We start from the raw sequence: 13,314 nt of genomic DNA, 5'->3' as shown, positions 1-13,314 counted from the left end.
TGAGCGGCGGGGCGGGCGGGCTGCGCACGGCGGACGGGGCCGGCCGGCGCTGCCTGGCGACGGGCCATTCTTGGCAGGGCCGAGGACGGGTGGCAAAGGCGCTCGCTACTACGCGGAGTAGTGGCTCAGCGGTGGGTGGGACCGGGCGCGCCAAGGTTTTTGCAGGGATTTGTCCGGTTTTGGTGTTCGGGGGTCGCGGATCGGGGGCGCCGACGGAAAGCGGGGCCGGAAGGGTCGGTGGCCTGCGTTCTTCGGGGCGGATCCGGCGCCGGGGCGGGCCGCCGGGGCGCGGCGACCGGCGTCGCGGGCCGGAAGCGCCGGCCGTGACAACTATCCGGGGCAGTAGATGCGAAACCCCCTGTGGGCGGGCTCACACGTTCACGGCACGGACATCGACGCAGCGCGACCGGCCGGTCACGCCGGTCGGACCGCCGGGACCCGTCCGGCGGCCCGCCTGGTGCCGGGCCCGGTGCCGGGGTGGTGCCGGGGTGGTGCCGGGGCACAACGGCACCGGGCCCGGGAGCCTCCGCAACGGCTCCCGGGCCCGGCGTTCCCGCGCGGGGCGGACGGGTTCAGGACCCCGCCGCCACCGCCGCCCGCCGTCGCCGGCCCACCACGGCCGAGGCGGCGAGCACGACCGCCGCGGCGACCAGCGAGAGGTACATCTGGTCGCGGCCGTCCTTGGTGGTGAACATGTACGCCATCACGAACCCGATCATGCCCATCGCGGTCCAGGTCAGGTACGGGAACAGCCACATCCGCACGGTCAGGCGCTCGGGCGTCTCCCGCTCGAGGATCCGGCGCATCCGCAGCTGGGTTGCGCAGATCACCAGCCAGACGAACAGCGCGACCGCGCCGGAGGAGTTCAGCAGGAAGGCGAAGATGGTGTCCGGCGAGTAGTAGTTGAGGAAGACGGCGATGAAGCCGAAGACCACCGAGCACAGGATCGCCACCCGCGGCACGCCGCGCGAGGTCACGGTCGCGAAGGCCTTCGGCGCGTCCCCGCGCTGGCCGAGCGAGAAGGCCATCCGGGAGGCGGTGTACATGCCGGAGTTGAGGCAGGACAGCACGGCCGTCAGCACGATCACGTCCATCACCTGGCCCGCGTGCGGGATGCCCACGTGGTTCAGGACCGCCACGTACGGGCCGCTGGCCTTGACCTCGGCGGAGTCCCAGGGCAGCAGGGTGACCACGAGCAGGATCGAGCCCAGGTAGAAGACGCCGATCCGCCAGATCACGCTGTTGGTGGCCTTGGTGACCGCCTTCTGCGGGTCCTCCGACTCGCCGGCGGCGAGCGTGACGATCTCGCTGCCCATGAAGGCGAAGACGACGGTCAGCATGCCGGTGAACACCGCGCCCACGCCGTGCGGCAGGAAGCCGCCGTGGCCGGTCAGGTTGCTGAGGCCGACCGCGTGGGTGTCGGGCAGCCCGCCGAAGACGGCGAGGGCGCCGATCACCAGGAACGCGGCGATCGCGACCACCTTGATCCCGGCGAACCAGAACTCGAACTCGCCGTACGAGGACACCGAGAAGAGGTTGGTGGCGGTCAGCACCGCCATCACGATCAGTGCCCAGCCCCACTGCGGGACGCCGGGCACCCAGTTGTGGAGGATCTTCGCGCCGGCCGTCGCCTCGACCGCGAGCACCACGACCCAGAAGAACCAGTACAGCCAGCCGATGGTGAAGCCGGCCCAGCGGCCCAGCGCGCGGTCCGCGTACGCCGAGAAGGAGCCGCTCTGCGGGTCGGCCGCGGCCATCTCGCCGAGCATCCGCATCACCAGCACGACCAGCGCGCCGGCCAGGGCGTAGGAGAGCAGGATGCCCGGACCGGTGCTCGCGATGCCCGCGCCGGAGCCGACGAAGAGGCCGGCGCCGATCACGCCGCCGATGGCGATCATCGACAGGTGGCGGTTCTTGAGCCCGGCCTTCAGGTGGCCGTCGCCACCGTGTCCGACCGGGCCGAGCTGGTGGGGGACCTGGGTGGTGTCCGCCACCTGCTTGGTGGTGTCCGCACTCATGGGGGAGTCCTCTGCCTTTCCGGCGCGGCATGACCCTCGGCTCGTCGCGCCGCAGGGTGGGGGACAGATCCGCGCATTGCGGTGCAACCTAACTTCTACGCCCGAGTATCGGAACAATGCTTTGATAACTGTTCGCTCACCGAACGCAAAAGCCCAGGTCAGGCCGGGTGCAGTGGTGTCATGGAAAGCTCAGATCTGACGCATCATCAGGATATGGGCCGGTCGTGGAGCTCTGCGGAGGCTCAAGTCGGCCGGTCGTCGGGCCCCCGCCCGGGCGCGGTGTGGCCGATCACGGCGAACCCGGGCACAGTGGGAGTCTCGGGGCATTCTCGGACGTCTCTCGGAGCCACCCCATGCAGACCACCTGGAAGGGGACGATCAGCTTCGGGCTGGTCAGCATCCCCGTCCACCTCTACTCCGCGACCCAGGAGCACGACGTCCCGCTGCACCAGGTGCACGCCAAGGACGGCGGCCGGGTGCGGATGAAGCGGTACTGCGAGCAGGAGGAGAAGGAGGTCCCGTACGCCGAGATCGCCAAGGGCTACGAGTCGCCCGACGGCCGGACGGTCACCCTCAGCGACGAGGACCTCGCCGACCTGCCGCTGCCCAGCAAGAAGATCATCGACGTGCTGGCCTTCGTGGACGCCACCGAGATCGACCCGCTGATGTTCTCCAAGGCCTACTACGTGGGCGTCGCCGACAAGGCCGCCGCCAAGCCGTACGCCCTGCTGCGCGACGCGCTGGTGGACTCCGGGCAGATCGCCGTCACCAAGATCGCGCTGCGCACCCGGGAGTCGCCCGCGGTGCTGCGGGTGCACGACGGGACGCTGGTGCTGCAGACCTGCATCTGGCCGGACGAGGTCCGCCCGGCGGCCGGGATCGCGCCCGAGGAGGACGTGACGGTGCGCCCGCAGGAGCTCAAGATGGCGCGGTCGCTGATGGACACCCTCTCCGAGGACTTCGACCTCTCCCAGCTCCACGACGACTACCAGCAGGCGCTCCAGCAGGTGATCACCGCCCGGCTGGAGGGCGTCGAGCTCCCGCACGAGGAGGAGTCCGGCGAGGCGCCGGACAACGTGATCGACCTGATGGAGGCGCTGCGCAGCAGCCTCAAGCAGGCCAGGGGCGGGCGGGCGCCGACCGCACCGGAGCAGGGGGAGCAGGAGCAGGAACCGCCGCCCCGCAAGCGCGCCCCGGCGAAGAAGACCGCCGCCGCTGCCAAGAAGACCACCGCTGCCGCCGCGCACGCCGCCGCCGAGAAGACTCCGGCGGCGAAGAAGACCACCACCCGCAAGTCCCCGGCTCCGCGCAAGGCCTCCTGACCGCGCGGGCCGGGCCCTCCCCTCTTCTCTTCCAGCACTGGAGGCGGTCCCCATGGACCTGCTCACCTACAAGGAACTCGACACCGGCCCCGACGCCGAGCGGAACCCGAGTCTGGGCCACCGGGCCTGGCACTGGCTGCTCAGCCTGAGCCCCACCGTGGTGACCTTCATGGTCGCGCTCTCGATCGGCCTGCTCATGGTCGAGGTCCAGACCGAGTGGGATCCGATGATCGGGCTGATGGCCTTCTTCTGGTTCCTGACCTTCATCGCGCTGGTCGGCGTGGTCGCCCGCTGGGCGACGCCCGGCCGGGGCAAGCACCGGATGGCGGCCTCCTGACCCGACCGGCCCGCCACCGCACCGGAGACGTCGCGGCTCCGGGAGGGCTCAGCCGACCCACACCGTGGTGACGTTGCAGAACTCCCGGATGCCGTGCCCGGACAGCTCCCGTCCGAAGCCCGAGCGCTTGACCCCGCCGAAGGGCAGCGCCGGGTGGGAGGCGGTCATGCCGTTGAAGAACACCCCGCCGGCCTGGATGTCGCGGACGAAGCGCTCCTGCTCGCCCTGGTCGGTGGTCCAGACGTTGGAACTGAGCCCGAACGGGGTGTCGTTGGCCAGCGCCACCGCCTCGTCCAGGTCGGCGACCCGGTAGACGGTGGCCACCGGCCCGAAGGTCTCCTCCTGGTGGATCCGCATCGCCGGGGTGATGCCGGTCAGCACGGTCGGCTCGTAGAACCAGCCGGTGTCCCACCCCATCGGGCGGTCGCCGCCGCACTCGACCCGGGCGCCGTGGGTGCGGGCGTCCTCGACCAGCTCCTCCAGGTCGTCCCGGCCCTGGCGGCTGGCCAGCGGGCCGACGTCGGTGGCCTCGTCCATCGGGTCGCCGATCCGCAGCCCGCGCATCGCCTCGGTGAAGGCGGCGGTGAAGCGGTCGTAGACGTCCGTGTGCACGATGAAGCGCTTGGCGGCGATGCAGGACTGGCCGTTGTTCTGCACCCGGGCCCGGACGGCGGTGGCCACCGCAGCGTCCAGGTCGGCGCTCGGCAGGACGACGTACGGGTCGCTGCCGCCCAGCTCCAGCACCGCCTTCTTCACCTCGTCCGCGGCGGCGGCCGCGACCGCCCGCCCGGCCGGCTCGCTGCCGGTGAGGGTGACGGCGGCGACCCGGCGGTCCCGCACCACGCCCTCGACCGCGCCCGAGCCGATCAGCAGGGTCTGGAAGCAGCCCTCGGGGAAGCCGGCCCGCCGGAACAGCTCCTCGATCGCCAGCGCGGTGCGCGGCACGTTGGAGGCGTGCTTGAGCAGGCCGACGTTGCCCGCCATCAACGCCGGTGCGGCGAAGCGGATCACCTGCCAGAACGGGAAGTTCCACGGCATCACGGCGAGCACCGGGCCGATCGGCCGGTAGCGGACGTACGCGCGGGAGGCCCCGCTGTCGGCCACGTCGGCGGGGGCCGGGTGCTCGTCGGCGAGCAGCGCCTCGGCGTGGTCGGCGTACCAGCGCATCGCCTTGGCGCACTTGGCGGCCTCGGCCCGGGCGGCGGCCAGCGGCTTGCCCATCTCCTCGGTCATGGTCCGGGCCAGCGCGTCCTGGTCCCGGTCCAGTAGGTCGGCCGCGCGGTGCATCAGCTCGGCGCGGGCGGCGAAGGGGGTGGAGCGGTAGCCGTGGAAGGCGGCTTCGGCGCGGGCCAGTCGCCGCTCGATCCCGGCCGCGTCGAGCGGTTCGAAGGTCTGGATGATCTCGCCGGTCGCGGGGTTGACGCTGGCGATGGGCATGCGGGGCTCCCAGAGGGGGTCGGGTCCGGTGCGTCTGCCCTCACACCCTCCCCGACGCCCCGCCCCCGGGGGCGCCACCGCCGCCCGGCGTGTCCCGCCGGGCGGCGGCCGTCCGTCACTGGGGCCCGTCCGTCACTCCGGCCCGTCCGTCACTCCGGAAGCGACTCCACCCGGGCCGCCGCCTCCCGGGCCCGGGCGCCGGCCCTGGTCCGGGCCGCGGTCACTTGGCGGAGCGGGAAGCGGTGCAGGTACTCGGCCTCCAGTTGGCCGGTGCGCAGGGTGTGGCGCTTCAGCGCCTCCTCCGAGCCGTACAGGAAGGTCTCGTGGCGGGTGCGGTGCAGCTGCTCCAGCTCGTGCAGCAGGGTGTCGTTGCCCAGCGCGTGCGGGGAGATGCCCGCGGGCCGGATGTGCGGGTCGTCGGCGTGCTGCATCGCGGTGCCTCCTCGGCGGAAGTCCCCTTCCTCCAGGGTGCCCGCCGACCGCCGCGGGTGCACCCGATCGTCTGTGGCGGCCGGGAGATGGACAAGAGGAATTGCAAAAGAGATGTCGTACAAGAGCTCTTGTGGATATCCTCCCGGCATGGACGAGACGACGGACGAACCGCGCGGCGCCCGGGAGATCCAGGACTCCCGGGTGCTCGCCGCCCTCACCCACCCACTGCGCCGCCGGCTGATCGACCTGCTCAAGGTCGACGGCCCGGCCACCGTCGGGCGGCTGGCCGAGCGCACCGGGCAGGCGGTCGGCAACGTCAGCCACCACCTCAAGGTGCTGGCCGAGAGCGGACTGATCGAGGAGGCGGCCGAGCTCGCCCGGGACCGGCGCGAGCGGTGGTGGCGGCTGGCCGACCGCGAACTCAGCTGGACCAGGGCCGACTTCGACGGTGACCCGGTCACCGAGGCGGTCGCCGACGCCGCCGGGTCGATCCTGCTGGAACGCCAGGTCGAGCTGGTCCGCGAGTGGTCCGCGCGGCGCGGCGGGTACGGGCCCGACTGGCGGGACGGCTGCTCGGTGGCCACCCAGGCCTGGCTGCGGCTCACCCCCGAGGAGGCCCGGGAGCTGGCCGCCGACCTCCACGAGGTGATCCAGAAGTGGGCGCGGCGGCTGGTGCCCGAGGACGGGCAGGAGCGCGAGACCGTCCTGGCCTTCGCCCACAGCGTCCCGGCCAGGCCGTGACCGCCACCCTCGCCCCGTCCGCCCGGGGCCCCGAACTCCGGTCGCGCCGGGGCCTGTTCGCCCAGCGGGACTTCCGGCTGCTGTGGGCCGGCCAGACCGTCAGCCGGCTGGGCAGCAGCGTCACCACCGTCGCGCTGCCGCTGGTCGCGGTGCTCACCCTGGACGCCGGGCCGCTCGCCTCGGGCCTGCTGACCAGTGCGATCTGGCTGCCCTGGCTGCTGTTCGGCCTGCCGGCCGGGGTGTGGGTCGGCCGGGTGCCCCGGCGGACCGTGATGATCGCCTGCAACCTCGGCTCCGCCGCGCTGTTCGCCAGCGTGCCGGTGGCGGGGTGGTTCGGTGTGCTCACCATGGTGCAGCTGCTCGCCGTGGCCTTCCTCGGCGGGGCCTGCTCGGTGTTCTTCGACGCCGCCGACCAGGCGTACCTGCCCGAACTGGTGGCCCCGGAGGACTTGATCGAGGGCAATGCCAAGCTGCAGGGCAGCGGCTCGGCGGCCGAGGTCGCGGGCCGAGGACTGGCCGGTCTGACCGTCCAACTCCTCGGCGCTGCAAGCGGATTGCTCTTCGACGCGGTGAGCTTCCTGGTCGCGGCCGGCACCCTGCTGCGGATCCGCTCCCGGCCGGAGCCGGAGCCGGAGCCGGAGCCGCAGCCGGAGCCGGAGTCGGAGCCGGAGCCGGAGTCGGAGTCGGAGCCGGTGGTCCGGGCGCGGGCGGGCCTGCGCGGGCAGGTCCGCGAGGGGCTGTCCTTCCTGCTGGGCGACCCGTACCTGCGCGCCTTCCTGTGCTTCGGCGCGGCCGCGAACTTCGCACTGATGGGCTACCAGTCGATCCTGGCGCTGTTCCTGGTCCGGTCGGCCGGGATCGCCCCCGGCTGGGTCGGCGCCCTGGCCTCGGCCGCGGCGGTCGGCGGGGTGCTCGGCGCGGCGGCGGCCCGACCGCTGTGCGGACGGCTGGGGACGGCCCGCGCGGTGCGGGTCGTACTGCTCGGCGCCGTCCCGCTCGGGCTGCTGATGCCGCTGGCCGGACCGGGGGTCGGGACGGCGCTGTACGTCCTCGGCGCGATCGGCGTCGTCGCGGCGGTGGTCCTCTGCAACGTGGTGCTCGGCAGCTTCCGGCAGTCCTACACCCCGCCCGAACTGCTCGCCCGGGTGACGGCCGGCTCGATGTTCGCCGTCCACGCCACCATCCCGCTCGGCGCCCTGGCCGGCGGTGCGCTGGGCGCGGCGATCGGCCTGCGGGCGACCATGTGGGTGATGGCCGGTCTGCTGGTGGTGGCGGCCGCACTGCCGCTGTTCTCGCCGCTGCGCACCCTCCGGGAGCTGCCCACGGCACCCCTGCAGATCGCAAAGATCATAGGATGAATTTCGTACCTTCAGGCCCAATCCCCGACAGCTCGGACAGATCGCACATGCCGCTCCCCAAGGCCGAACTCCACCTGCACATCGAAGGCACCCTCGAGCCCGAGCTCGCCTTCGCCCTCGCCGCCCGCAACTCCGTCGCGCTGCCGTACGCCGACACCGAGGAACTGCGGAAGGCGTACTCCTTCAGCGACCTGCAGTCCTTCCTCGACCTCTACTACGCGCTGATGGCCGTGCTGCGCACCGAGCAGGACTTCGCCGACCTCGCGGACGCCTACCTGGCCCGGGCCGCCGAGCAGGGCGTGCGGCACGCCGAGATCTTCTTCGACCCCCAGGCGCACACCGCGCGCGGGGTGCCGCTCGGCGTCGTCGTCGACGGGCTGGCCCTCGCGCTGTCGCGCAGCGAGGAGCGGTACGGCATCAGCACCCAGCTGATCATGTGCTTCCTGCGCGACGAGTCCGCCGACTCCGCGCTGGAGACCTTCGAGGCCGCCCGCCCGTACTTCGACCGGATCTCCGGCATCGGCCTGGACTCCGCCGAGGTCGGCAACCCGCCCGCGAAGTTCCGCGAGGTCTACCGCCGGGCCGCCGAGGCCGGGCTGCGCCGGGTCGCCCACGCGGGCGAGGAGGGCCCGGCCTCGTACATCACCGAGGCGCTGGACGTCCTCGGCGTCGAGCGGATCGACCACGGCCTGCGCTGCCTGGAGGACGGCGAGCTGGTCGCCCGACTGGTCCGCGAGCAGGTCCCGCTCACCCTCTGCCCGCTCTCCAACGTCCGGCTGCGCTGCATCGACACCCTCGCCGACCACCCGCTGCGCGAGATGCTGGACGCCGGCCTGCTGGTCACCGTCAATTCCGACGACCCGGCGTACTTCGGCGGCTACGTCGAGGACAACTTCCGCGCCGTCCGCCAGGCCCTCGCCCTCGACCAGGAGACCCTGCGCCGACTGGCCGCCAACTCCTTCCGGGCCTCCTTCCTCGACGACCACCGCCGCGCCGAACTCCTCGCCGAGGTCGAGCGGTTCACCTTCGACCCGATCGAGGGCTGAATCGAGGGCTGAGCGGATCCGGCCGAATCCCTGATCCGGACAGGCTGGTCTCACTAGCCTGTCCGGGTGACCACCCCACTGCCGGAGCACCCGGCCCAGTTCGGTCTGCTGGACCTCGCGGTCGACCTCTCCGTCCCGCAGGTGTACTCGGGCACGGACTTCACGGTCTACCTGCACGTCAAGAACCCGTTCTCGGTGCCGGTGTGGCTCGACGCGGTCGAGCTGAGCCTGCCGACCCAGTTGGAGTGGCGGGCGCCGGAGCGGCCCGAGAAACCGTCGGAGGCTGCGGTCCCGGTGGTTCCGGAGGAGGAGCTCGAACGGTTGCGGGCCTCCATCCTGGAACTCCGGAGCCGGAGACGGCAGTTGGTGCAGCGCCTGTCGCCGGATCCGCCGCTCGCGGAACGGCTGGCGGTCGAGGACGAGATCGCGGTGCTGGACGAGGCGATCGCTCGCGACCAGGCACGCCTCGACGGAGCCGACGATCAGCTCAACCTCCACGCCTACGGCAACTCGACGGTGTTCCTGCACGGGCGGGCCGGGCAGACCAACGTCCACGCCTACGACCGGACGACCCTGACCATGTACCTGGACCGGCCGGCCGAGCAGGAGCGCGTCCCGCTGATCGGCTCCCTCCCGCAGGGGGCGGCGCTGGAACCCGGATCCACCGACGTGTGGACCATCCGCCTGGGCACCGGCCGCAGCCCGTTCTTCGTCCCGGCCAGCTACCGCCTGCAGTTCACCGTCGTCTACGGGCTGACCCCGCGGCAGGACGCCGCACCGCCGCCCGGGGCGGAGCGCCGCAGGGTGCTCTCCAACACCACCGCGCTGACCGTGCCGCTCAAGGCCGCGCTGTGGAACGTGATGACCGGCGGGGTCGCGGGCGGCCTGGTCGGCAGCGTGGCCCGCTCGCTCCAGGAGGCGCAGAGCCTCGGCGCGCTGGTCGAGCAGCACCTGGGGACGGCGATCGGCTCGCTCGTGCTGGCCGTCATCCTCAGTGGCGCGGCGATCGTGTTCGCCGCGCGGAAGTCGGAGGCGCCGTCCTTCGTCACGGTCGAGGACTTCTGGGGCGGCGTGCTGGTGGGCTTCCTGGTCGGCTACTCGGGCACCGCCGCGTTCGCCCAGCTCACCGGGGTGCCGAAGTAGCGCCGCGGTCCCGGGCGTAGTGCAGCAGGGTGACGCCGTTGGTGAAGTGCAGGGTCTCGACGAGGGTGAGCGGGACGGGGTGGGCGGTGGGGCGGAACAGCAGGGTGCCGCGGCCGAGGACGACGGGGTTCATAGATGCGAGCTATGCAGCGCACGGGAAGTCGTTGCAGGCCGATCGGGTGATGTCCCGTTGGTAGCCTGCGGGGCGGGTGGAGAGCCACCTACGCTCGGAGTGCGATCTGGACGTCGGGTTGCGCGTCGGCGTGCGGGGCCCCTGCTCCACCGGAGTGATGGTTCAGGGCCTCCCCGTCGCCGCTGACCGCGTCCGTGTGGCCAGGTCGTGAGGGAACCGGCCTCCCGGGACGGACCACGCACGGGATGCGTGTCGCCCAACGGGGTCGAGTATGCCGGGGACCAGTGCGCCCAAGACCGTTCGGGGCGTGCCGGTGCGCGGGCTCGCTCCTGCTCACTGCCCAGGAATGGTGCGGGAGAAGACGGTCACGTGCCAGATTCCCGCGCGGAGGAGGGGCCGCCGCCCCCGGCATCAGGACGGGGGCGGCGAACGGGCGTCAGATCAGGGTGCTCCAGTAGTACCAGAACCGGTTGAGCACCAGCAGCGCGATCACTGCGTACCAGAGCGCCGGAACGACCCAGTGGTAGCGCGCGGCCTCCCGTACGACCGTCCGCAGCCGCGGGCCGACCGGGATCACCCCGGAGCGGAGGTTGTGCAGGGTGGTGTACCAGAACAGCGGGATCATCGCGGCCCAGACCACCATGCAGTACGGGCAGAGCGCGCTGATCCGGTACAGCGCCTGGTACATCAGCCAGGTCACGAAGCCGATTCCGAACACCGTCCCGGCCTGCAGGCCGAGCCAGAACCAGCGCCGGTAGGACGCCCCGGCGAGCAGCCCGGCACCGATCGCGACCACCACCCCGAACGCCACCAGGCCGATCAGCGAGTTGGGGAAGCCGAAGGCTTCCGCCTGGTCGCTGCGCATGATCGAGCCGCAGCTGATGATCGGGTTGATGTTGCAGCTGGGGACGTACGACGGGTCCTTGAGGAGCCGGAGCTTGTCCAGGGTGAGGACGGTCGAGGCGAACAGGCCGACTGCGCCGGTGATCAGCAGGAGCCAGGCGAAGGGGCGGCCGGCGGGGAAGGTTTGTGTGGGGGCGGGGGCGGGCGTGGTTGTCACCCGGTCACCTGCTTGACCAGGGCGGTGAACTGCTCGGGCGAGACGGCCTTGCCGTTGGTCAGGACGTCCAGCTTCTTGCCGTCGAGCTTGACGGTCGGGGTGCCGGTGACGTCGCTCTTGTTGAACTCCTCGTTCACCTTGGCCGCCCACGGTGCGTAGGTGCCCTCCTGGACGGCCTTGACGAAGCCGTCGGTCTTGAGGCCGGGCACCTGGCCGGCCAGGTCCAGGATGTGGTTGACGTCGCCGAAGGCGTCGCTGCGCTCGTCGGGCTGGTTGGCGTAGAGCACGTCGTGGAAGGCCTTGAACTTGTCCACGCCCTCGTTCAGCGCGGCGCCGGCGGCGGCCAGCGCGGTGCGCGAGCCCTTGCCGCCGAGGTTCTTGTCCAGGAACGTCGCCAGGTGGTACTCGACCTTGTAGGTGCCGTTGTCGGCGAGCTGCTGGATGGTCTTGCCGGTGGTCGTCTCCAGCTGCTCGCAGAACGGGCAGCGGAAGTCCTCGTAGACCTCCAGGGTGTGCGGGGCGTCGGCCTTGCCGTAGCTGATCACGGTGCCGTTCGGGCCGGTGGCGTTGGCCGGGACGACCAGCGGGCCGTTCGCGGCGGCGTTCGAGGAGGAGGAGTCGGAGGTGCCGCCGACGGCGAAGGCGACGCCGGCCGCGAGGGCTAGCACGGCGGCGGAGGCGGCGCCGACCACCACCCGGCGGCGGATCCGGTCCGAGCGCTCGGCCTGGGCTCGGGCGGAGCGCATCCGCTCGGTGGCGTTGGTCTTCTGGTCGGCCTTGCGGGTGTTGCTCATGGGGTGTCGTCCTGTGCTCTGAGCGCCCTTGATTTCGGGCGTGCGGAAGGTCGGCGCGACCGGCGATCGGGTCGGCGCGAGGGAGAGACGACCGCTGAGGGAAGGATGCTCAGACGGCCAGGGCGAACACCGGCGGACCGCGCCGGACGGCCGGACGTACCACGACGTCCTCGGCCGGGACCAGCGGGCGGCTGGCCGGGGGGAACGGCACCCGGAGCACCGGACGGGCTGGGACGGGCGCGGTCAGCAGGCGCAGCCAGCGGGCTGCCGCCGGGAGGTGCAGGTGCAGGAACTCGCCGAGCATCCGGACCGCCTGGGCGAGGCCGGCGAGGGCGGCGTCGGCGCGGCGGAGCCAGAAGGCTCCGACCAGTGCGATCACCGTGTGCAGGAGAAGGAGGACCAGGACGCCGGTCTGCTCGGACACGCCGTGGCCGAGCAGGAAACCGCCGAGCGAGCCGCCGCCGCAGAGCAGCGGGCGGAGACCTTGCCCGGCGTCGGGCGGCAGCGAGGGGCAGGAGCGCTGGGCCAGGTCGAACAGGGCGCTGACGCCGAGCTGCAGGGGCAGGAAGGCCGCCGCGATCGCCGGGTAGCCGCGTTCGCGACCGGCCAGGGCGAGGGCGACGACGAAGACGGCCGCCGAGGCCAGGCCCATCGTTCCGACCGGCAGCGTACGGCCGGTGACCAGTACCTGGCCGAGCCCGGCGAGCAGCACGACCAGCGCGGCGAAGACCGCCGCGCGGAGCGTCCTGGTGACCGGGCCGATGTCCATGGCATCCGAGTCTGCCACAGGTTGAAACTGGAACGGTCGGGTGGACGGGGGGCTGTGAACAGCTTCACCACCCGTGCTGAGCTGGGCTTATGTGGTTCTTATGGGGTGTGGGGGGAGTCGTGGGGAGCGCCGTCGGAGGTCGCTATGCGGGTCTCCAGGAGGTCGCGGAAGTGTTCGAGGTCCTCGCGCACGGTGCGTTCGATCGCTCCTGCTTGGGCGAAGCCGCGTGGTCCGCCGAACTCGCGGTGGACGGCCTCCGGGTCGTACTCCACCCGGATCTGCAGGCGGGTGTGCCGGGCGTCCAGCGGAAGGAGGGCGAAGGCGCCGCTCAGGTGGACGGAGTCCAGGGTCCGCCAGGCCATCACCCGGCCCCGTCCGCGGTCGGTGATCTCGGTGTCCACGGACCGCTCGGCGGTTCCGATCCGGACGCCGAGGTGGGCGAGGTTGCGGCCGCGGGGGTGGGCGCTGCGGACCCCGTCGACGAACTGGGGGTACTCGTGGACCCGGTGGAGCTGCTCCCAGGCGGCGAGGACGGGGGCGGTGATGTCGATCTGTTCCTCAAGGGTGGTCATGGGGGTTCCTCCGGACCCAGCGTGCGCCTTGTCGTGGGGTGGGGCAAAAGAGGGGGGCCGCTGCGCGGGGCTGGGGTGGGGTGGGGGGCTTTCGGGAGGGTGGGTGGGTCCGGGGGCGGTTCCGGGGGTGGGCGCTCCGGGGGCTGGATGAT

At 72.2% G+C, this 13,314-nt stretch carries 14 protein-coding genes; 6 read left to right on the top strand and 8 right to left on the bottom strand.

The window, feature by feature from the left end; genetic code table 11:
* Positions 1–572: 572 nt before the first annotated feature.
* The gene (locus ACFVXG_RS35025; RefSeq protein ID WP_387933527.1) at positions 573–2,018 is read right to left on the bottom strand and encodes an amino acid permease; all 1,446 of its coding nucleotides are present in this window, start codon (positions 2,016–2,018) and stop codon (positions 573–575) included.
* A gap of 353 nt (positions 2,019–2,371) precedes the next feature.
* On the opposite strand from ACFVXG_RS35025, the gene ACFVXG_RS35020 reads away from it, so the two are divergent.
* Both ACFVXG_RS35020 and ACFVXG_RS35015 read left to right on the top strand, forming a co-directional pair.
* Positions 2,372–3,340, top strand: coding sequence for a Ku protein (locus tag ACFVXG_RS35020; protein WP_387933525.1), 969 nt, complete (start codon positions 2,372–2,374; stop codon positions 3,338–3,340).
* Between the two features lie 52 nt (positions 3,341–3,392).
* Positions 3,393–3,677 (top strand): hypothetical protein, encoded by a 285-nt coding sequence (locus ACFVXG_RS35015; protein WP_387933523.1) that lies wholly within the window; start codon positions 3,393–3,395, stop codon positions 3,675–3,677.
* 48 nt (positions 3,678–3,725) lie between these two features.
* Here ACFVXG_RS35015 and ACFVXG_RS35010 read toward each other — a convergent pair whose 3' ends face one another.
* The gene (locus tag ACFVXG_RS35010) at positions 3,726–5,114 is read right to left on the bottom strand and encodes an NADP-dependent succinic semialdehyde dehydrogenase (protein WP_387933521.1); all 1,389 of its coding nucleotides are present in this window, start codon (positions 5,112–5,114) and stop codon (positions 3,726–3,728) included.
* Positions 5,115–5,263: 149 nt separating this feature from the next.
* Entirely contained in the window at positions 5,264–5,545 is a 282-nt protein-coding gene (locus ACFVXG_RS35005) for a DUF6158 family protein (protein ID WP_360239748.1), read from the bottom strand.
* Between the two features lie 148 nt (positions 5,546–5,693).
* Between ACFVXG_RS35005 and ACFVXG_RS35000 the strand changes: the two genes are divergently transcribed.
* From ACFVXG_RS35000 to ACFVXG_RS34985, 4 genes are all read left to right on the top strand, one after another.
* On the top strand, positions 5,694–6,287 hold the full coding sequence (locus ACFVXG_RS35000; RefSeq protein ID WP_387933519.1) for an ArsR/SmtB family transcription factor: 594 nt from the start codon (positions 5,694–5,696) through the stop codon (positions 6,285–6,287).
* Positions 6,284–7,645, top strand: a complete 1,362-nt coding sequence (locus tag ACFVXG_RS34995; protein WP_387933517.1) for an MFS transporter — start codon at positions 6,284–6,286, stop codon at positions 7,643–7,645. Before ACFVXG_RS35000 ends, ACFVXG_RS34995 begins: the two co-directional genes overlap by 4 nt.
* Positions 7,646–7,692: 47 nt before the next feature.
* Positions 7,693–8,691 (top strand): adenosine deaminase, encoded by a 999-nt coding sequence (locus ACFVXG_RS34990; RefSeq protein ID WP_387933515.1) that lies wholly within the window; start codon positions 7,693–7,695, stop codon positions 8,689–8,691.
* 66 nt (positions 8,692–8,757) lie between these two features.
* The gene (locus ACFVXG_RS34985) at positions 8,758–9,834 is read left to right on the top strand and encodes a hypothetical protein (RefSeq protein WP_387933513.1); all 1,077 of its coding nucleotides are present in this window, start codon (positions 8,758–8,760) and stop codon (positions 9,832–9,834) included.
* On the opposite strand, the gene ACFVXG_RS34980 is transcribed toward ACFVXG_RS34985, so the two are convergent.
* From ACFVXG_RS34980 to ACFVXG_RS34960, 5 genes are all read right to left on the bottom strand, one after another.
* A complete protein-coding gene (locus ACFVXG_RS34980; RefSeq protein ID WP_387933512.1) occupies positions 9,815–9,967 on the bottom strand; it encodes a hypothetical protein in 153 nt (50 codons plus the stop codon). The two genes, ACFVXG_RS34985 and ACFVXG_RS34980, sit on opposite strands and share 20 nt — an antisense overlap.
* A 436-nt stretch (positions 9,968–10,403) precedes the next feature.
* Entirely contained in the window at positions 10,404–11,027 is a 624-nt protein-coding gene (locus ACFVXG_RS34975; RefSeq protein ID WP_387933510.1) for a vitamin K epoxide reductase family protein, read from the bottom strand.
* Positions 11,024–11,821 (bottom strand): DsbA family protein, encoded by a 798-nt coding sequence (locus tag ACFVXG_RS34970; RefSeq protein WP_387933509.1) that lies wholly within the window; start codon positions 11,819–11,821, stop codon positions 11,024–11,026. Before ACFVXG_RS34970 ends, ACFVXG_RS34975 begins: the two co-directional genes overlap by 4 nt.
* A gap of 109 nt (positions 11,822–11,930) precedes the next feature.
* Entirely contained in the window at positions 11,931–12,590 is a 660-nt protein-coding gene (locus ACFVXG_RS34965) for a hypothetical protein (RefSeq protein WP_387933507.1), read from the bottom strand.
* Positions 12,591–12,688: 98 nt separating this feature from the next.
* Complete coding sequence (locus tag ACFVXG_RS34960; RefSeq protein WP_387933506.1) at positions 12,689–13,162, bottom strand: SRPBCC family protein; 474 nt, start codon at positions 13,160–13,162, stop codon at positions 12,689–12,691.
* Between the last annotated feature and the right edge of the window lie 152 nt (positions 13,163–13,314).

Source organism: Kitasatospora sp. NPDC058162 (genome assembly GCF_042884005.1).
GTDB lineage: Bacteria > Actinomycetota > Actinomycetes > Streptomycetales > Streptomycetaceae > Kitasatospora.
Note: the sequence above shows the minus strand (reverse complement) of the source record. Positions and strands in the feature narration are given on the sequence as shown.